19 protein-coding genes are annotated in these 17711 nt (G+C 65.6%); 6 read left to right on the top strand and 13 right to left on the bottom strand.

Annotation, left to right across the window (positions count from 1 at the left end; genetic code table 11):
* Positions 1-3: 3 nt before the first annotated feature.
* The 5 genes from BMX36_RS19385 to BMX36_RS19365 all read right to left on the bottom strand — a co-directional run bounded on the left by BMX36_RS19385 (position 4) and on the right by BMX36_RS19365 (position 5483).
* Entirely contained in the window at positions 4-1182 is a 1179-nt protein-coding gene (locus BMX36_RS19385; protein ID WP_004212877.1) for an efflux RND transporter periplasmic adaptor subunit, read from the bottom strand.
* The gene (locus BMX36_RS19380) at positions 1182-2459 is read right to left on the bottom strand and encodes a TolC family protein (protein ID WP_013039111.1); all 1278 of its coding nucleotides are present in this window, start codon (positions 2457-2459) and stop codon (positions 1182-1184) included. The genes BMX36_RS19385 and BMX36_RS19380 overlap by 1 nt, the downstream gene beginning before the upstream one ends.
* A 60-nt stretch (positions 2460-2519) precedes the next feature.
* Complete coding sequence (locus BMX36_RS19375; RefSeq protein WP_007406840.1) at positions 2520-2816, bottom strand: hypothetical protein; 297 nt, start codon at positions 2814-2816, stop codon at positions 2520-2522.
* A gap of 73 nt (positions 2817-2889) precedes the next feature.
* Complete coding sequence (locus BMX36_RS19370; RefSeq protein ID WP_066651687.1) at positions 2890-4857, bottom strand: cytochrome c/FTR1 family iron permease; 1968 nt, start codon at positions 4855-4857, stop codon at positions 2890-2892.
* Positions 4857-5483 carry a cation efflux transmembrane domain-containing protein gene (locus BMX36_RS19365; protein ID WP_004212870.1) on the bottom strand — a complete coding sequence of 209 codons (627 nt, stop codon included), beginning with the start codon at positions 5481-5483 and terminating at the stop codon, positions 4857-4859. Before BMX36_RS19365 ends, BMX36_RS19370 begins: the two co-directional genes overlap by 1 nt.
* A 75-nt stretch (positions 5484-5558) precedes the next feature.
* Here BMX36_RS19365 and BMX36_RS19360 point away from each other — a divergent pair, with 75 nt between their 5' ends.
* Positions 5559-5978 carry a MerR family transcriptional regulator gene (locus BMX36_RS19360; protein ID WP_007406847.1) on the top strand — a complete coding sequence of 140 codons (420 nt, stop codon included), beginning with the start codon at positions 5559-5561 and terminating at the stop codon, positions 5976-5978.
* On the opposite strand, the gene BMX36_RS19355 is transcribed toward BMX36_RS19360, so the two are convergent.
* From BMX36_RS19355 to BMX36_RS19345, 3 genes are all read right to left on the bottom strand, one after another.
* The gene (locus BMX36_RS19355) at positions 5972-7174 is read right to left on the bottom strand and encodes an aspartyl protease family protein (RefSeq protein WP_081614886.1); all 1203 of its coding nucleotides are present in this window, start codon (positions 7172-7174) and stop codon (positions 5972-5974) included. The genes BMX36_RS19360 and BMX36_RS19355 overlap by 7 nt on opposite strands.
* 262 nt (positions 7175-7436) lie before the next feature.
* Entirely contained in the window at positions 7437-7658 is a 222-nt protein-coding gene (locus tag BMX36_RS22335) for a GDCCVxC domain-containing (seleno)protein (protein WP_081609171.1), read from the bottom strand.
* Positions 7658-8074 (bottom strand): mercuric transporter MerT family protein, encoded by a 417-nt coding sequence (locus tag BMX36_RS19345; protein ID WP_017980799.1) that lies wholly within the window; start codon positions 8072-8074, stop codon positions 7658-7660. The genes BMX36_RS22335 and BMX36_RS19345 overlap by 1 nt, the downstream gene beginning before the upstream one ends.
* A 62-nt stretch (positions 8075-8136) precedes the next feature.
* Here BMX36_RS19345 and BMX36_RS19340 point away from each other — a divergent pair, with 62 nt between their 5' ends.
* Positions 8137-8553 (top strand): MerR family transcriptional regulator, encoded by a 417-nt coding sequence (locus BMX36_RS19340; RefSeq protein WP_017980798.1) that lies wholly within the window; start codon positions 8137-8139, stop codon positions 8551-8553.
* A gap of 73 nt (positions 8554-8626) precedes the next feature.
* On the opposite strand, the gene BMX36_RS19335 is transcribed toward BMX36_RS19340, so the two are convergent.
* Complete coding sequence (locus BMX36_RS19335) at positions 8627-9874, bottom strand: cytochrome P450 (protein ID WP_017980797.1); 1248 nt, start codon at positions 9872-9874, stop codon at positions 8627-8629.
* Between the two features lie 212 nt (positions 9875-10086).
* On the opposite strand from BMX36_RS19335, the gene BMX36_RS19330 reads away from it, so the two are divergent.
* Complete coding sequence (locus BMX36_RS19330) at positions 10087-10608, top strand: DUF6118 family protein (RefSeq protein ID WP_017980796.1); 522 nt, start codon at positions 10087-10089, stop codon at positions 10606-10608.
* A gap of 52 nt (positions 10609-10660) precedes the next feature.
* Here the strand turns inward: BMX36_RS19330 and cueR are convergent, their stop codons facing one another.
* A complete protein-coding gene (gene cueR / locus BMX36_RS19325; protein ID WP_017980795.1) occupies positions 10661-11044 on the bottom strand; it encodes a Cu(I)-responsive transcriptional regulator in 384 nt (127 codons plus the stop codon).
* Positions 11041-13398 (bottom strand): heavy metal translocating P-type ATPase, encoded by a 2358-nt coding sequence (locus BMX36_RS19320; protein ID WP_371262954.1) that lies wholly within the window; start codon positions 13396-13398, stop codon positions 11041-11043. The genes cueR and BMX36_RS19320 overlap by 4 nt, the downstream gene beginning before the upstream one ends.
* Before the next feature lie 331 nt (positions 13399-13729).
* Here BMX36_RS19320 and BMX36_RS19315 point away from each other — a divergent pair, with 331 nt between their 5' ends.
* From BMX36_RS19315 to BMX36_RS19305, 3 genes are all read left to right on the top strand, one after another.
* Positions 13730-15043, top strand: a complete 1314-nt coding sequence (locus tag BMX36_RS19315; protein WP_017980793.1) for a hypothetical protein — start codon at positions 13730-13732, stop codon at positions 15041-15043.
* 70 nt (positions 15044-15113) lie between these two features.
* Entirely contained in the window at positions 15114-15992 is an 879-nt protein-coding gene (locus BMX36_RS19310) for a DUF4396 domain-containing protein (protein ID WP_017980792.1), read from the top strand.
* A gap of 89 nt (positions 15993-16081) precedes the next feature.
* Positions 16082-16414 carry a four-helix bundle copper-binding protein gene (locus tag BMX36_RS19305; protein ID WP_017980791.1) on the top strand — a complete coding sequence of 111 codons (333 nt, stop codon included), beginning with the start codon at positions 16082-16084 and terminating at the stop codon, positions 16412-16414.
* A 45-nt stretch (positions 16415-16459) separates the two neighbouring features.
* Here BMX36_RS19305 and BMX36_RS19300 read toward each other — a convergent pair whose 3' ends face one another.
* Together BMX36_RS19300 and copD are read right to left on the bottom strand one after the other, a co-directional pair.
* Positions 16460-16729 carry a flagellar biosynthetic protein FliQ gene (locus tag BMX36_RS19300; protein WP_017980790.1) on the bottom strand — a complete coding sequence of 90 codons (270 nt, stop codon included), beginning with the start codon at positions 16727-16729 and terminating at the stop codon, positions 16460-16462.
* A 52-nt stretch (positions 16730-16781) separates the two neighbouring features.
* Positions 16782-17708: a copper homeostasis membrane protein CopD gene (copD, locus tag BMX36_RS19295; protein ID WP_017980789.1), complete on the bottom strand. Its 927-nt coding sequence runs from the start codon at positions 17706-17708 to the stop codon at positions 16782-16784.
* Between the last annotated feature and the right edge of the window lie 3 nt (positions 17709-17711).

The raw sequence follows: 17711 nt of genomic DNA, 5'->3' as shown, positions 1-17711 counted from the left end.
GGCTTAATCCTCGTGGCTCGCTTCGCCCTTGCCGATCTCGGCCTTGAGCGTGAAACTTCCGGTGGTGGCGATCTGTTCGTTGCCGGTCAGGCCCGACCGGACGATCACCGTGTCGCCCGACGCATCGCCGAGCTGGACCGGGGTCGCCTTGAAGCCGGTGGGCGTGCGCACGAACACGACCGACTTGCCCTCGAAACTCTGGACCGCCGTCGTCGGCACGCGGACCGCCCCGCTCCCGCCGCTGCCCGTGAGCTGCACGGCTGCCGTCACAGGCTCGCCGACCCGCCATTCGCCACCGCGATTGTCGAGGGTGGCGAGCGCAGGCACGAGCCGCGTCTGCGGATCAAGCGCCGGCGACACGAAGGTCACGCGGGCGGTCGCCTGACGGCCTGCCGCCTTCACCAGCACCGTATTGCCGGGACGCACCCGGCCCGCATCCTCGGGCTTGAGATTAAGCGCGATCGACACCTGGCTCAGGTTGGCGATGCGATAGAGTTCGGCATCCGCCGCGACCGTTTGTCCCAGCGTCACGGGGCGCGCAATGATCTGGCCCGAGATCGGCGCGGCAATGCCGAGCCGGTTGAGCCCGCCGCCGCCGACACCCGCCGCCGAAACCATGCTCTGCGCCTGCGTCAGGGCGATCCGCGCCTCCGTCGCCGCTGTGCGGGCGGCGATCAGATCCTGTTCAGGGGAGACTCTCTGCGCGAACAGCCGCTGTTCGCGCGCGAGGTTCGAATTAGCGAGCTGAAGCCGCGCCCGCGCCGCCTCGACCTCGCCCTTGATCTGCGCCGCCTCGCGGCTTTCGATGACCGCAATGGTCTGGCCGCGTCCGACCGATTGGCCGAGGTTACGGGTGAGCGCGACCACGCGTCCCGCAATTGCGGCCGAGACGACCTGCGTTCCCTGTGGGTCGCCCTCGATGATCGCGGGCAGCTCGATCGTCCCGGCCCCGCCGATGATCGGCCGTCCGACCTGGACGCCCGCTGTGGCGATCTGGTCGGCACCCAATGTGACGACGCCTTCACCGGCATGACCGCCTTCAGCACCGCCCTTTTCCGTGCCCGCTGCCGTCTCATTGGCAGCTGCGCCTTCGGCAGTTGCCTCGTTTCCGCCATCCTTGCCGCCGCAGGCAGCCAAGAGCAGGGCGAGCGACGCCGCGCCCGCGAGATAAAAGCTCTTCATCACTGATTCCCCCCATTGGGCGCACGAGCGGTCAGTCGCTCCACTTGCGCGCGGGCATTCTGGTAATTGGCAAGCGCGTCGATCGCGGCGACCCGCGTTTCGGCGAGCGTGCGTTCAGCATCGAGCAATTCGAGCTGGCCGAACTTGCCCTCGCGATAGCCGATCCGCGCGATGCGGGCGGCCTCCTGTGCAGCCGCCAGCGCCGGCCCCGACGCCGCACGAGCCGTCGTTGCGGCATTGGCCGCCTGCGCCTGCGCGTCCGTGATCGCCTGTTCGATGTCGAGCGCGGTCACGCGGCGCTGCGCATCCGCCTGGGTCCGCTGCGCGGTCGCCTGCGCAATCGCGGCGCGACCATTGTTGAACACCGGGATCGGGATCGACACGCTGAACACCGCCGCCATGTCGTTGGTCGCTTCCAGGCGGCGGATCGACGGCCCGACGTTCAGGTCAGGCACGCGATTGGCGCGCGCGAGCCGCACGCCGGCTTCGGCAATGGAGAAATCCGCGTTGGCTGCCGCCAGCGCGAGTGTGCCGGTCGTGTTGACCGGTGCCAACGGCCCATAGACGTTCACATCGGGAAGGCGATCGAGCAGCGTGTCATCGAGCAGGCCGTCGATCGGCCGTCCGATCCGACGCGCCAGATTGGCGCGGGCCGCCTCGGCCAAGCGAAGCTGCCGCTCCACATTGGCGTCGGCATTGATACGCGCGACATCCGCGCGCTGTTGCTCGAGTGGCGATGCCCGCCCTGCCTGCACGCGAACGCTCGCGGCCCGCAGCGCATCGCTGGCGATCCGGGCCTGATCGCGGGCTGTCATTACCCGGCGATCGGCCGCGACCGCTTCGACATAGAGCTGCGTTACCTGAAGCCGGACATCCGCCGCGATGATCGCGGCCTGGATCTCGGCCCGGGACAATTGCGCATTGGCGACCGCGACGCGGGCGCCGCGCTTGCCGCCTAGCTCGATCGGGATCGCAAAGCCGACCGTGGTTTCCGCGCTGCGGACCCCCCGATACGGCCCGGAGCCGATGACATTCTCGACTTGGCCTTGAACCACCGGATTGGGCCGCAAGCCGGCGACTGTGCGACCTGCACGGGCCGCGTCGATTCCAGCTGTCGCCGCTTCCGCAGCAGGGGCCGAACCGCCCGCTGCACTGACCGCTTGGTCAAGCGTGTAGACCGGCGCATCCTGCGCAACAGGCGCGGACGGTCCGACCTGCGCCTGCGCCATCGTGGCGCAAGACGCTGCGGCCAGCATGGCCGCGAGGATACGATTCATGAAAATAGGACTCCTGACGATGATCGACAGGGGCGCGCCAACGCACGCCCAAATCGGACGTCAGGCTTGGGGGGGCCTCAAATGGACCATGCCGGTGCGGCCGTCGAGCGACGCAGAGGCGGAGATTGTCGGCTTGGGCACTGTGAGGACGGGGGTATATTCCATCGTCGTGCGCGCAGGCGCGCCGACGTCGTGTCCGTGACAATAATTGTGATGATGCGGGACATTCTTGTCCGAGTCCGATGGCACCTGATCGATGTCACCGGCGGTATGGACCGTGAACTCAACGCCCGCGATGCTTCCCCCCGCCAGATCGGCGGCATGGGCCATGCCGGAGAAGCTGGTCAGGACCAGCATCAGGCATGTCAGGAAAGGCAAAAAGGCTCGCACTAGCTTGCCTCTATCACGGAAGGGTTTTCATGTCATTGCACTAATTCGAACCAAGGGTCACTGAGCCGGAACCCGAGCGGGATCGGTCGCGCCCGTTCCAGGCGAACCCGACCGCAATGGCGACCGCCATCAGGAGTTGCGCCAGCACCGATTGCCAAGTGGGAAACACGCCGAGCATCGACAGCCGTGGCACGTCCGCGAGCGGTGCGATGTTGATAAGGCCGGCTTCCTGGAGCGCGGCGACGCCTTTACCCGCCAGCACGACGGTCAGGACCGCCATGAGCCAGGAGCTATAGCGGAAGAACTGCGCGATCGGCAGCTTGCGACTGTAGCGAAGCATGGCCCAAGCGATCAGGCTGAGCAGTCCAATCGCCGACCCGGCCCCCGCGAGAAGCATCCCGTTGTCACCTTGCGCCGAAAGCGCGGCATAGAACAGGATCGTCTCGAAGACCTCGCGATAAACTACGACGAACGCCAGCCCGAACAGGAACCAGCCCGACCCGCCCGAGAGCGCCCGCGACATCTTCTCGCGAATATAGCGCTGCCACTGATCGGCCTGCGCCTTGCCGTGCATCCAAATCCCGACCGAGAGCAGCACGACCGCGGCGAACAGCGAGCCAAACCCTTCCGTCAGCTCCCGGCTCGCACCGCTGATCCCGATCGCATAGGTGGCGACCGCCCAGGTGATCCCGCCCGCGATGATCGCGCTGACCCAGCCGCCATGCACGTACCGCAGCGCCTCGCCGCGCTCGGCTTTACGCAGGAACGCGATCATGGCGACAACGATGAGCAGGGCTTCGAGCCCTTCACGCAGCAGGATCGTGAACGCGCCCAGGAACGTGGACGCTTCGGTGGCGGCATCAGGCGCGAGCGCCGCTTCCGCATCGTCGAAAAGGCCGCCCAGTACTGCGACCTTCTCCGCGAGATCATCGGGCGACGCGCCCCGGTCGATCGAGGCGCGGAACTCCCCCATCGCGCCCTCGATTCGACCCATCAGCGTCGCGTCGCGCGCGGTGAGTGTTGGCTCGATCGGCTCGAACCCATCGAGATAGGCCGACAGCGCCAGCTCTTTCGCCATGCGCGCATCGCCGCGCCGCGCAGCCGCCACGCTTTCGGCGAGTTTGGCGCGGGCGACCGCGAGCGAGCCGGGAGCCTGTTGTATCACCTGTTCGGGATGACGACGCAGGAACGCGAGCACGGCGTCAGCCTTGGCGTCGCCGATCGCCGCGCCGAGCGCGGCCGGGGTGAGCGCGACCAGGGTTTTCAGGTCCGGAATGCGCCGGCGAAGGGTCGGGTCGGATTTCCAAAGCCGCTCGCCGTCGCGCGCCTGCGCATCCGTGAAGGCGAAGCTCCCGGCTCGGAATGCTAACGCCCAGCGCTGATCGTTGGGCAGATCGGCGAAGCTCTGCATCGCGGTCCCGTCGATGCCTTGCGTCACCACCTGATAGAGCGCGAACACGCTGCGCTGGCGCGCGCGCTCGGCATCGGTGAAAGCAATCGGGGGCGTAGCGAGCTTGGCGGCGTCAGGGCCACGGCCGTTGCCCGTCATCCCGTGGCAGGACGCGCAGGATTGTCGGAACAGTGCATCGCTGGAGACGAGGTTCGGAGCCTTATCGGGCGCGAGCGGCACCGGGTAGGCGCGCAGCAGATCGGCCGCGAGCCCGTGCGCCAGTGTTGCCACCTGTTCAGTCGATCCCTTTTCCGCGATTACCGCTTGGAGGTTGGCGGCCCGCTGAATGAGGGCTTGGCGCTCCGGCTTCGCCGGCAGGCCTTGAAGCCGTGTCGAGACCGACGCGGCAAACTCATTCATTTCGGCGTATTCCGACGCGCTCTTGATCCGACCGTTCGCGACCGCGCCTCCATAATCGACGGCCATATAGTCGAGCAGCCGCCATGCGGTTTGCACGTCGCCGGGTTCGGCGAATGCCGCAGCAGGGATCAGCAGCGCAGCGAGCGCGGCGAGCAGCCGCAGCGAGAGCATTGCCCGGATCAAGGTGAGCAGACGCACTACCGCTCTCCCAGTTCGCGCCGAGCGCCAGTGACGATTTCATAAGCGGAGTGGAGGAACAGGAGGGCGATGAGGCCGGCGACGGCGAGGTCCGGCCAGGCGCTTCCTGTCCACGCCACCAGACCGGCCGCGGCGATCACCGCGACATTGGCGAGCGCGTCGTTGCGGCTGAACAGCCAGATCGCGCGAACATTGGCGTCCCCTTCCCGGAAACGCGCAAGCACCAAGGCGGACACGACATTGATCGCGAGCGCGACAACGCCGATTGTGCCCATCAGTTCGGCATCCGGCGCGGTTGCGTTCAGGGCGCGCCAAATCGCGAAACCGATTACGCCCACGCCAAGCGCACCGAGAAACAACCCCTGCGTCAGCGCGACCTTTGCCCTCGCCCGTGCGGACCAGGCAAGCGCGAGAAGACCGATAAGGCTGATCGACCCGTCCCCGAGAAAATCGAGGGAATCCGCTTTCAGCGCTTGGCTATCGGCGATGAACCCGCCGAACAGCTCGGCGACTCCGAAGCCGAGGTTGAGCACCACGACGGTCAGCAGCGCACGGCGATAGGCCGGATCGGTTTGCGCGCGCGCGGGCTCCCCGTGGCACCCGCAGCTTTCGGTAGAAGCATTCATGCGGCCTTCCTTACCACCTCCAGTCGCTGTAGAAGCAAGCGAAATGTGCGACACGTTCGCATAAGCAAGGATGGCATGATGAAGCCGGTGATGATTGGGCAGCTCGCCAGCGAGACCTCGACGAAGGTGACGACGATCCGCTTTTATGAGTCGATCGGGTTGCTCCGATCCGCCCCTCGCACGGCGTCGGGTCGCAGAACCTACGATGCCAGTGACATTGAGCGTTTGCACTTCATCCGCAACGGTCGCCGGCTTGGCTTCTCCGTCGACGAGATCCGTTCGTTGATGGGGCTGGCGCAGAACCCGGACCAGGATTGTGGTGCCGCCTCAGCTATCGCTGCTCAGCACCTCAAGGATGTGGAGGAGAGACTGGCGCAACTCGCGGTGTTGCGGGATGAGTTGGCAATGCTCAGCCAGAGCTGCACCAAGGCGCGCATGGCCGATTGTCGGATCATGAAGGCGATCGGCAAAGGCCACCCTCAAGCCGATCAATAATAATCGGCCAGCCTGAGCTCGCGCACATCACCCGAGGCCATCGTCAGCTTTACGAGGGTGCCAGCAGGCCGGGAGCGCACTTGCCAGAGCTCCCCACGCGTATAGTTCGCATCGATCGAATGGCCGTTCACCGCCACGATCCGGTCGCCGACCGCCCAGCCAGCCTTTTCCGCGGGACTGTTCGCCGCCACATGAACAACGGTGAGCGCCGTTGGTGAGGCTGCGAGGCCAAGGCCGCTACGGTCCTTCAGCATCGGCAGGCGACGACGAGGACCGAGTGGCCGGAGCCACACGAATCCGGCGGTCACGTCGAACACCACGTCGAATTGAGCGATCAGCGGTAGGCCGACATTGCCAACCGTGCTGGTGGAGAGCCAAGCTCTCATCCCGAGTGTGGGGACGTTCGAGACGCCAAGCCCTTCGATGTTGATGTTCTGGATCGTGAAAGCATCGTTGATACGCACACCATCGACGCCGCCGATCGCCGCGGTCGAGACGAGCTTCCCGTTCAACAGCCCTTGATCGCGGGCATAGGCCGACGAGAGCATCAGCGCGGCCGAGCTGCCAAGATCGATCATCAAGGGCACGGGAGACAGGCCCTCGACGGAGGCCCGGATGAACAGCTCCTGCTTGGCACCGCGTCCGAGCGCGACAGCGCGCCAGTCGGGGCCGGCGAGAAACGTGCCTGACTTGACGACCGCCATACGCCTGTTCGCGAAATCGAGCGCGATGCAGCTGCCCGTGAACATATCGGCACCGAGGAGAACGTCGATCGGTCGTCCGAAGGCCGCCGACACTGAACTCAGATCACCAACAACGGCAAAGGGTAAGCGACGGGTTTCGCGGGCGAGCTGTACGTCGATGTCGCGGACCAGCAGCACCGGGGCCTTGGCGCTCAGCCCGCTAATCATGCGCCGCTCACCATTGTTCAAGCCGAGCTTCGCCGCGAGCGCCGTGCTCATGATCGACGCGCCGCTGCCACTGTCGAGCACCGCCCGCGCCGGCACTCCGCGCACTTGTGCCGAAACAAGGAGGGTATCACCCGTGCCGACTTCCAGCGGCTCCCATTCGAGGTGAGCCGCGCCGAAGTTCCACGAGGCCGCAGACCGGGAAGTCTGTCGCGCGAGCGTTGGAGAACCGAGCACCAAGCCGGTTCCACAGGCCACCAACCGCGCCACTAATGAGCGTCGAGACATACCGATTGCTTCAACACGGGCCGTCAAAAAGCCACCTCCAGCCCCCCGTCCGCAGGAGAGCAAATTGCGGTTACATGCTCTAGCAACTGGAGGAGCAAGGGTTTTTGAAGCGCCCGAAATGCTATCCTGTTCAAATGCCCTCTCGAAAATGAGCAGTTGAGGCAGGTCAGGAACCGGTCGAATAAGACCGAAGTAGGCAATTTCGCTTGCGCGACCTTGGCGAGCAGGACCCCAGTTCACGAAGAAACGTGAAGCTATCGCCTCACCCGCAGCAGCCCGCCACAGTCCCGTTTGCTTTCGCTTCCTGGATCGGAGGGCATGGGACATCGCCAAATGAGCAGAACACGCAGCAGTCGCCAGCCAGGGGCCGCAGCACCACCGCGCAATGCCGGCAATCATAGAAGAATTGGCAGGCGTTGGTGGGCATCCTTTCGGTGGCCACCCCGCCGCATTTGGGACAGGTCAGGGTTGAGGTGAGCTGCATCAGGAAAGCGCGTTCATCAGCGGCGCTTCTAGGAGGTCCCAGGCGAACGCGATAAGCGTCAGAACCGTTCCAATCGCGAGCAGGATAGGTGTCGCGCGCGAGGGCAGCGGCATTGTGCAGGACCGGTCCCCAGCACAGGACCTCCGCCGCTGCGCGTAGGCCCACCACCCAGCAGCCAAGCCGATGAGGGAGGTCGCCGTTAGCGGCCACCGTAGTGGTATCAGCGCGGCGAAGTTGCTGGACAGGCCCGCCCCCAGGCCGAGCGCCGCGAGTGCGAGGGGCAGGACGCAGCATGACGCCGCAGCTAGAACAGCGGCTAAGCTCGCAAGCGCGCCGAGGGCGGATAGCCCCGTGTCGGCGCGACGTCGTGACGTTGGTGCGCCTAGGGGTTCACGCGGGATGGTCTCTTGGTTCATCTATCGCCTCTAGCGGGTTAGCCCGTTATGCATCCTGTAGTGACTACAGGAGCAAGCAATATATGCGCGTTGAGGAAAGCATCACGATCGGCGAGCTGTCTCGCCGGACTGGCGTGAATATCGAGACGATCCGGTACTTCGAGCGCGTTGGTGTTCTCGCAACGCCACCCCGCACAAGCGGCGGGCGGCGGGTATATGGGACCGGTCACGTCCGCGCACTTGGGTTCGTCCGTCGCGCGCGCGAACTCGGCTTCTCCCCGGCCGAGGTGCGCGCGATCCTGTCTCTTGGCGGTTCTGCGCAGGCGTCATGCAGTGAGGTCCGCGAGATCGCGGCTCACCATCTAGAGCGTGTGCGCGCTAAGATGGAGGATCTGGCGCAACTAGAAAGCCTGCTGGCTGCGACCATCGACCGTTGCGAAGGCGACGGGGCGGCGAGGTGCGCCGTGATCGACTTGCTGAACCAACATTCGACTGCGTAGATGTCGCATCGCACCCCGTACTCGCGCAAACGGTCGATAACGGAGCCGATCACCATCACCACGGCACGCGGCCCTAGCCACCTATGTGGACGTTGCGCATCACGAAGCCGCTTTTCGGAAGCGCTGGCAGCCTGGCGAAATCGATGCTCAGGTCTTGGTCCGGTACGTCATAGCGCATCGCGTTGACGAGGAGGTGTGCCGCCACCTTCATGATCGCGAGGACGATCCATTCGCCGGGACAGCGATGGCCGAGATAGTGATCGCCGCCGCCCTGCGGAATGAAGTTGAAGGAGTCTTCGTCCCAAGCCCTGAAACGCTCAGGGCGAAACTCCTGGGGGTCGGCCCAGGTCGCTGCGTCGTGATTGCTCCCATAAAGGTCTAGCACCACTTGACGCCCTTCCGGAAAGGCCATCCCCTCCCACTCGAAATCTTGGCTCGCGCGCGCCACCACAGCGGGAAAGAAGGGATAGAATCGGCGGACCTCTTGGACGAAGAGCTCGGCATAGTCCGGCTGCTGAACCAAGGCCGCCCTGATCCCTGAACAGGTTTGCAGCGCGTGGGCGACGAAGGTGATGTACACTGCGATCGCGACGGTCGGGCGAAGGACATTTACCAGTTCGACCGCTGCGACGTGCGGCGAAAGAAGATCGTCGTGCCGGTCGCGATGCCAGGCTATCGCGTAAGCCGCGGTCCCCGAGCCCGAGCCGATGCTCCCGGCCCGAATGCCTTCAATGATCCGCTTCGCCCATGCGTCGACGCGACGACGGGCCAGCCGTGACCAAAGATGCCTTGGGCTCGCCGAGCCGGCGGCGTCGAACAGCGCCCGCAGCTCGCCCGCGCGGTTGCCGGCTTCATCGTCCGGAAGAGGAACTCCCGCCCAAGCGCATACCGCTCGCGTCAGCGGCTCATGCAACTCGTCATAGAAGACGATCTCTCCTTTGCGCGTCCAGCCCGGCACCGCCCTGCGCCACTCGGCCTCGAACAATTGCGCCAGCGCCCGCACGCGCTCTGGTGTCATCAGGCCCATGAACATCTGCTTGCGGTGCCGATGGGTCTCGCCGTCCAGACCCTGAACGCCGCCTTGGCCCAGCAGTGTCTTCTGAATAGCGACCGGCATGGCACCTTCGCGCTCGAAGCGGGTCGTATCGTAGAAGATTTCGGCGGCCTTGGCCCCCTTAAGGCAGTTGGTCTTTTTCAGCAGGAAACGGGATTCAAAAGCGTTTGCGCCTAGGCGCTGGCACTGCCTGGAGATGAACCGATAGGGATCGGCGAGGAGAGAAAGGGTTTCGTCCGGGCCTTTCGTGTGTGGTGTCTTAGGCATGACCGGTCCGGTGATTGTTGGGTCTCCTTTGATTAACTCGGAGGAATATCACGGGTTGCAGGCTCACGACAGGTGACGAACGAGGACGATCAGGGCGGAGCAGGCGCGGCCGAGGCGTTCGAGGCCATGCGCGGCGAGCTGGCGCTGCGCCGTGGAGGGCTTGGCGGCCGAGCGCGGCGATCGACATACCCGACCATACCGAGACGCTTGGCGTGCTCCAGCAGAACGTGAACACGGCAGGCGAGAACGTCGCGCGCATCGGCCAATTCCTGAAAGCGGCCCCGGCGCTGGCGATGACGCCGGAGCAGATGGCGCAGCGCATCGCCGCGGCGGGCAGCGCCGCCCGGCGCGAGGATCAGGCGGCGCTCGCCAAGGCGGGCGAGGACAAGGCCCGCATCATGGCCGATCTTCGCGCCATCGCCGGGTCCGCATGGACACGCGCCGACCAGAAGAATCGGCAGCTATGGTTTGCCCTGGGTGGGGTGGCGGCCGGCATCCTCGCATGGGCGATCGTGCCGGGCCTGGTCGCGCGCGAGATCGCACCGGCGAGCTGGCAATGGCCCGAGCGCATGGCGGCGCGGACGCTCGACTTGCCCCGCTGGGAAGCCGGGCAGCGTATGATCCAGAGCGCCAGTCCCACCGCGTTCCGCGCCATCGTCGGGGCCGACAGGATCGTGACGGCCAACCGCGCGGCGATCGAGGGGTGCGGCAAAGCCGCAGCGCGAAACGCGTGAAACGGTGCGACGCACGATCACGCTCAAGTGGAGTAAAAGTTAGCCGCGCAAGTTATTCAGCCAAGCGTTCGATGATCGGACAATCAGGCCGATCATCGCCATGACAGGCTTGGGCGAGCCCGGTAAGCGAGCGGCGCATGGCGTCCAAGACGCGGACCTTGCGGCCCAGTTCGGCAGCGCGGGCTTCCGCCAGCGTCTTCACTTCCGCGCTCGACCGATCGCGATCCGACCACAGCCCCAGCAGCGTGCGGATTTCCTCGATCGGGAACCCCAGGTCGCGCGCGTTGGCGATAAATCGCAGCCGATGAACGTCAGCGTCGGCGTAGTCCCGGTAGTTCCCGCGCCGTGGCGGCGCGGGCACCAAACCAATCTTTTCATAGTGGCGGATCATGCGTTGGGAGACGCCGCTGGCGTCCGACGCCGCTCCGATGTTCACAGCTTTACCGCGTTGAGCCGCAGTGCGTTCAGGACCACGGTGAAGGACGAGAGCGCCATCGCTGCACCGGCCAGCATCGGCGACAGCAGGATACCGGCAACCGGGTAAAGCACGCCGGCCGCAACCGGCACGCCGATTCCGTTGAACAAGAACGAGAAGAACAGGTTTTGGCGGATATTTCGCATCGTCGCGCGAGCGAGCTTGCGGGCGCGCACGATCGCCGAGAGATCGCCGCGCGTGAGCGTCATGCCGGCGCTTTCGATCGCCACGTCTGTTCCCGTTCCCATCGCCAAGCCGACATCCGCGGCGGCGAGCGCCGGGGCGTCGTTGATCCCATCGCCCGCCATTGCGACCCTTGCGCCGCTCGCTTTCAGCTCGCCGATGATACGCGCCTTGTCTTCCGGCAGCAGATCGGCGCGCACGTCATCAAGACCGCCCACGGCGCGCGCGACAGCATCGGCCGTCCCACGATTGTCGCCGGTGAGCATGACGACCCGCAGGCCCTCCTTGCGAAGCGCGGCAATAGCGTCGCGCGCCGATGCGCGCACCGGATCGGCGACTGCGAGCAGACCGGCGAGCGCCCCGTCGATCGCGACGAGGATGATGCCCGCGCCTTCGCCACGGTGACGATCGGCCGCGGCGTCGACCGGCTTGAGATCAGCGCCGATCCGGCTCATTTGCACCGCATTGCCAATCACGACCGAGCGGCCGCCCACCGTGGCGCTGACACCCAGCCCGGTTTGCGAGGCAAAGTCCGCGACTGTGCCGAGCTGCAATCCTCGTTCTTTGGCGGCAACGACGATTGCGTGCGCGAGCGGATGTTCGGATTGGCCTTCGACGGCCGCGGCAAGCGCGAGCATGTCGTTCTCTCCGACCGCGCTGACCGTCTCGACCGCGATCAGCTTGGGCTTGCCTTCCGTGAGCGTACCCGTCTTGTCGATGACAAGGGTATCGACCTTTTCCAGCCCCTGTAAGGCTTCCGCGTTCTTCACCAGCACGCCGGCCTGAGCGCCGCGTCCCGTGCCGACCATGATCGACATGGGCGTGGCGAGCCCGAGCGCGCACGGGCAGGCGATCACCAGCACTGCGATGGCGTTAAGCAGGGCATGGCCCATGCGCGGCTCAGGGCCGACCAGCGACCAAGTGATGAAGGTCGCAATCGAGATCAGCACGACGAGCGGCACGAACCATCCTGAAACCCGATCGGCGACCGCCTGTATCGGGGCGCGGCTTCGCTGCGCTTCCGCGACCATGCGGACGATACGCGCGAGCATCGTGTCCGAACCAACCGCGCGGGCTTCCATCACCAGGCTGCCCGTCCCGTTGACGGTGCCCCCGGTAACGATCGCCTCGACTTCCTTGAGGACCGGCGCGGGTTCGCCGGTGAGCATGGCTTCGTCGACCGACGAACGACCCTCGACCACGACGCCATCGACCGGGATGGCTTCACCGGGGCGGACCCGCAGCCGGTCACCGGTTGCCACGTCGGCAAGCCCGACTTCTTCTTCAGAACCGTCAGGCTGCAAGCGTCGCGCCGTCTTGGGGGCGAGATCCATGAGAGCGCGGATCGCGCGCCCTGTCGCCGCCCTAGCGCGCAGTTCGAGCACTTGCCCGAGCAGCACCAGTGTCACCACGACGCCGGCCGCCTCGTAATAGACGGGAACCATGCTCCCATGCGTGCGGAAGGTCGCTGGGAAGATGCCCGGCGCGAGCGTCGCGACCACGCTATAGAGGAAGGCGGCACCTACGCCGATCGCGATCAGTGTGAACATATTGAGATGGCGGGTACGAAGCGATGTCCACCCCCGCTCGAAAAACGGCCAGCCCGCCCACAGCACGATCGGCGCGGTGAGTGCGAGCTGGACCCAAGGCGAGGCCGCAGGGCTAACCACATGCAGGCCTAACATTTCCGCGAACATCGAGACGACGAGCAGCGGGATCGTGAGCGCGCCCGCCACCCACAGTCGGCGCGTGAAGTCGACCAGCTCAGGGTTGGGAGTATCGTCGAGCGACGGTTCTTCGGGTTCGAGCGCCATGCCGCAGATTGGGCAAGTTCCCGGCCCTTCCTGGCGAATTTGCGGGTGCATCGGGCACGTCCACATCGCCCCCGGCGTCGCCATCGGCTCCGGTTTCGGCTTATCGCTCAGATAGGCGTCAGGATTGGCGACAAACTTGCTCCGGCACCCTGCGCTACAGAAATGATAGGCATGACCAGCGTGCTCGGCATGGTGTGTCGTTTTTGCGGGATCGACCGTCATGCCGCACACCGCGTCGATCACTGCTGCTGCGGCATCGTTGTCCTTACTGCCCGAGCAGCAGCCGCCCGCTTCGGTGTGATGATGTTCGTGCTCGATCTTTGCGGGAGCGGCCGAGCCGCCCCCGCAACAGGATGAGGGCGTGGAGACCGATTCAGGCGCAGGCTTCGAACAGCCGCAACGCCCGGCTTGGGAATGGTAATGAGGGTCGTTCATGGCAAGACTCCTTCGACCCGAGAGCATGTAGGGTATGACACCGTGTTAGGGTCAAGGCCCTGTCGGCACCGCTGGCGTGTATGTTGAATCTACGCGCGGGAGCGGCGTTGCCCTCATATTGCGGGGGCCAGCTCTACACCCTCGACGCCATAAGGGCCGCAGCTTAGGTCTATTACTAGCTCGCCAAACGCGGGCCGGGGGCAATCGGGGACATATGGCAGCGCAGATCGACAGTCTTTCTACTGGCACCGACCATGACGGCCTGGTGCGCCGCTTAATTGCCCGCTGGCGTGACGATCAGGGCGCGACCTATCGGAGCTGGTTTCTTTGGGACGAGCGGTTGAAGAACTTCCGATCAATCCGGCGCGGCATCACCCAGGTTGTCGGCGAGATCGAGCGCGGCACGTTCGGCGTCGCCTACCGCGGATCGTCGCTCGAAACCGTCGTCCATTCCGTCGCCGAGCAGCGGCAAATCTTCAAGGGCGCGGACCATGCGTTCCTCTGGAAGCCGAAGCTCCGCATCCCCGACATTTACGAGAGCCCCGACAATCAGCGCGCGTTCGGCCGCTTGCTCGACGCCTGTTCCTGTTGCGACACGGCCGAGGAGATCATCAGCCATATCCACGCGATCGACCGTTTGAAGATCAAGGGGCTGGGTCCGGCGGTCGCCAACCTCCTCTACTTCCTTCACCCGACGCTGGTGCCGCCCTTCAACACCGCAATCGTTAAGGGCTACAACGCGCTGACGGGGGCGAATGTGAAGCTCGGGAGCTGGGAGCATTTTCTGGCGATGCGGACCGGCATCCTCGATCTCAACGACCGCTTCCGCGAGCTGCTATCGAATGATTTAGGCGCGATCGGCGGTCTGTTGTTCGACATCGGCTCCGATCGCTATCCGGCTCCGCCCCTCGACGTGAGCGGCGCGACGCTGGCGAGCTGGGGGCAGCGGCTTGAGGCGGCGCGCGAGGAAGCGCGCACGCTCAGCAAGGCCGCTCAGCGCGAGGGCGAGAACGAGCGCACCCATACCGAAATCCAGGCATGGCTTCGCGATCTAGGGTTGGCGCTCGGCTATGACGTATGGATCGCCGCGAACGACCGCAGCCGCGCCTTCGACGGATCACCCTTGGGCGCAGGATGCCTTGAGCGCCTGCCCGACACGATCGCGACGTCGAAGGGCGCTGACTCGATCCGGCTGATCGACGTGCTGTGGCTTGAGAAGGCCGGCGATCATGTCGCCGCGGCGTTCGAGGTGGAGCATTCGACCTCGATCTATTCGGGCATCGTCAGGATGCTCGACCTGGCCTTGAGCGGTGGCGACCTTCACGCGACCGCGGGGCTGTTCCTTGTCGCGCCCGACGCGCGCGAGACGGACGTTCGCGCGCAGTTGCAGCGGCCCGCGTTCAGCCGCGTAGCCGACCTCGACATATCCTACCTGCCCTATGGCGAGCTGGAGAAGAACCGGGAGGCCATCGCGCGGTTCGGATCGGGACTGAAAGCGATCAAGGCCGTTTCCAGCAAGCTCGCCTAGCCCGCTCCGCGCAAGGGATGATCCGGAGAGCCGCGTATCCTCTAGCATGTAGAGGAGTGCTGCCGTGACGATGCCATCCCCGGCCCCCTGGCTCGACGCCGTGCTGATCGGGTGGTTCGTGCTGACCGCCCTTTCGGTCGCTTACGTCGCGTGGGATGCCTTCACCCGCAACCCCGAGCTGCGCGTGATGAAATGGGGGTGGCTGTTGGTCACGCTCTATGGTGGCCCGATCATGGCCGCGGCCTATGTCCTGTCCTGCCAGGAGCCGGCGAACGAGCGGCACGAGGATTTCGTTCGACCGCTCTGGAAGCAGGCGTTCGGCTCGGCCATCCATTGCATGGCGGGCGATGCAACCGGCGTCATCGCCGCAGCCGCGATCACCACGGCGCTCGGCCTGCCGATGTGGCAGGACGTGATCGCGGAATATGTGTTCGGCTTCGCGTTCGGACTGCTGATTTTCCAGGCGCTTTTCATGCGCGACATGGCGGGCGGTTCCTATTGGGGCGCGCTTCGCATGTCGTTCATCCCCGAATGGCTGTCGATGAATGCCGTCATGGCCGGCATGATCCCGACGATGGTGGTGTTGATGAGCCGCGACATGGCCGCGATGCACGCCAGCTCGCTCCGCTTTTGGGGCGTCATGTCGCTGGCGACACTCGTCGGGTTCGCAGTCGCCTATCCGATCAACCTTTGGCTGGTTGGCGTGCGCTTGAAGCACGGCATGGGCACGGTGCGCGCGCTGGGGCATGGCGGACACGAAGTCGGCGCGGACCGGCAATCGGCCACGCCGATGCCGGACATGGGACACGACGCAATGGCAGGGATGAGCGGCATGGCGGCCGGCGCGCGCGTGACCGGACCTCAGATCGCCGCGATGACAGTGTTGACGCTCATCATGCTTGGCGCGGGCATCATCGTTGCGACGCTGTTCGGTCGGTGGGCCATGTAACTTGCCGCGAACGACGGAGATCGCGGCAAGGGGTGATCGCGCGGCGCGCGTATCTAGGAACAGGCGGGGGCTCATACGGAGATAATGCGATGCACCAGATCGACCCCGGCATGAAGGCGTGCATGGACGCCTGCCACGAATGCCATGTGACCTGTCTTCACATGGCGATGAACCATTGCCTCGAAATGGGCGGCCAGCACGCCGCGCCCGAGCATATGAAGATCATGGCCGACTGCGCGCAAATTTGCGCGGTTGCGATCGACTTCATGGCGCGCAAGTCCGCCCACCATCAGCATATCTGCCGCGAGTGTGCCGAGATCTGCCGGGCTTGCGCAGCGAGCTGCGAGGCCCTGGGCGGCATGGAGGATTGCGTGGCAGCGTGCCGGAAGTGCGCCGATTCCTGCGATCGGATGGCGGCATAGCGGGGCTTGCGCGGGCGGTCGCCCGCCCGCGCAGCTATCTGCATATCAACGGCCCATGCTCGCGATCACAGCGAACAGCTCGGCCGTGAACTTGGTCAGGAGCTCGGTCGCTGCGCTCCCGAAAATCACCAAACATACGCCTAGCGCGATCAGCTTAGGCACGAAGCTCAGCGTCTGTTCGCTAATCGACGTCGCCGCCTGGATGATGCTGATTATCAGCCCGACGATCATCATCGGCACGAGCAGCACCACGCAGATCAGGCCGGCCACGGCCAGCATCCTCCCCGTCTCGTCGAGCAGGATCGACTGATCCATCAGGCGCGGCCCCGTGAACGGCCGGGGACCGCGAGGGCTCCCCGGCCGCGCATCACATCGCCGATGCAGGCGGCGCGAGCGTCCCGAGCCAGGCGATCAGCCCGAGAACCGCGATGACACAGGCGGTTTCGATCGCCAGACTTGTCCGCAGCGCGCCGAGGGCGCCCTTGTGATCGTCCGCTGCGATCGACCGCTCGAATGCCGGCGTGAGCCGGAAGCGGTTGAGCGAGGCGAGCCCTAGCATGGCGACGAACAGCGCCAGCTTTGCGATCAGGAGCTGACCATAGAGCGTCGCAGGAAGCGTGGCGAGGTTGCCGATCCCGACCAGCATCCAGCCGTTGACCAGGCCGGTGACGAGGATCGTGCCGACCACAACCGTCCCGATCGCGCCGAACCCGTGCAGCGCGCGGTGCGTCAGCCCCAGATGCGCCGCGTCTACGCGCGCCGCGGGTCGGGAGACGAGCAGGAGCAGCCCCAGTAGTGCGCCAACCCAAGCGCCCGAGGCGATCAGATGGAGAATGTCGACGATGAGGTGGACCCAGCCCATCACGGCTTCGTCCATCGCGCCGTGTCCGGTCCACGCCAGCGTTGCGAGTGCCACGGCCGAGCAGAGCGCGACGATGCTCAGCCAGATGCCGCGCCCGCCCGCGACCAGCGCTGCCAGCGCCGCGAGGGCCACCATGACCATGCGCAGCTTCCATGCTGCTCCGATCGCAGAGCCGGTGAGCAGCGCGCCGACTGCTTCACGGTCGATCGGCCAGGCCGGCGTTCCGGCCATTGAGGAGGCCATCAGCACGACCCAGGCGCCTGAAAACAACAGGCTCAGGCCAGCGCTGGCGATGAACCAGGGACGCAGCGCGAGCGCGTCGCCGCGCTCGCGCGCCCGCAGCCCATAAAGGCTGAATGCGGCAAGGCCGAACAGCGCAGCCAGCGTCACGTAGAGCGCGAAGCGGACGCCGATAAGCGACCAGTCCCCCATCGC

Source organism: Sphingomonas sp. OV641 (assembly GCF_900109205.1).
Classification (GTDB): Bacteria; Pseudomonadota; Alphaproteobacteria; order Sphingomonadales; family Sphingomonadaceae; genus Sphingomonas.
The sequence above is the reverse complement of the archived record's forward strand: the minus strand, read 5'-3'. Positions and strand labels throughout refer to the sequence as shown.

Coding starts and splice junctions, on each gene's coding strand:
- BMX36_RS19375 (WP_007406840.1), bottom strand. CDS start 2,816: ATGCTGGTCCTGACCAGCTTCTCCGGCATGGCCCATGCCGCCGATCTG.
- BMX36_RS19300 (WP_017980790.1), bottom strand. CDS start 16,729: ATGGATCAGTCGATCCTGCTCGACGAGACGGGGAGGATGCTGGCCGTG.
- BMX36_RS19345 (WP_017980799.1), bottom strand. CDS start 8,074: ATGAACCAAGAGACCATCCCGCGTGAACCCCTAGGCGCACCAACGTCA.
- BMX36_RS19355 (WP_081614886.1), bottom strand. CDS start 7,174: ATGTCTCGACGCTCATTAGTGGCGCGGTTGGTGGCCTGTGGAACCGGC.
- copD (WP_017980789.1), bottom strand. CDS start 17,708: ATGGGGGACTGGTCGCTTATCGGCGTCCGCTTCGCGCTCTACGTGACG.
- BMX36_RS19335 (WP_017980797.1), bottom strand. CDS start 9,874: ATGCCTAAGACACCACACACGAAAGGCCCGGACGAAACCCTTTCTCTC.
- BMX36_RS19360 (WP_007406847.1), top strand. CDS start 5,559: ATGATGAAGCCGGTGATGATTGGGCAGCTCGCCAGCGAGACCTCGACG.
- BMX36_RS19340 (WP_017980798.1), top strand. CDS start 8,137: ATGCGCGTTGAGGAAAGCATCACGATCGGCGAGCTGTCTCGCCGGACT.
- BMX36_RS22335 (WP_081609171.1), bottom strand. CDS start 7,658: ATGCAGCTCACCTCAACCCTGACCTGTCCCAAATGCGGCGGGGTGGCC.
- BMX36_RS19380 (WP_013039111.1), bottom strand. CDS start 2,459: ATGAATCGTATCCTCGCGGCCATGCTGGCCGCAGCGTCTTGCGCCACG.
- BMX36_RS19365 (WP_004212870.1), bottom strand. CDS start 5,483: ATGAATGCTTCTACCGAAAGCTGCGGGTGCCACGGGGAGCCCGCGCGC.
- BMX36_RS19310 (WP_017980792.1), top strand. CDS start 15,114: ATGCCATCCCCGGCCCCCTGGCTCGACGCCGTGCTGATCGGGTGGTTC.
- BMX36_RS19315 (WP_017980793.1), top strand. CDS start 13,730: ATGGCAGCGCAGATCGACAGTCTTTCTACTGGCACCGACCATGACGGC.
- BMX36_RS19385 (WP_004212877.1), bottom strand. CDS start 1,182: ATGAAGAGCTTTTATCTCGCGGGCGCGGCGTCGCTCGCCCTGCTCTTG.
- BMX36_RS19305 (WP_017980791.1), top strand. CDS start 16,082: ATGCACCAGATCGACCCCGGCATGAAGGCGTGCATGGACGCCTGCCAC.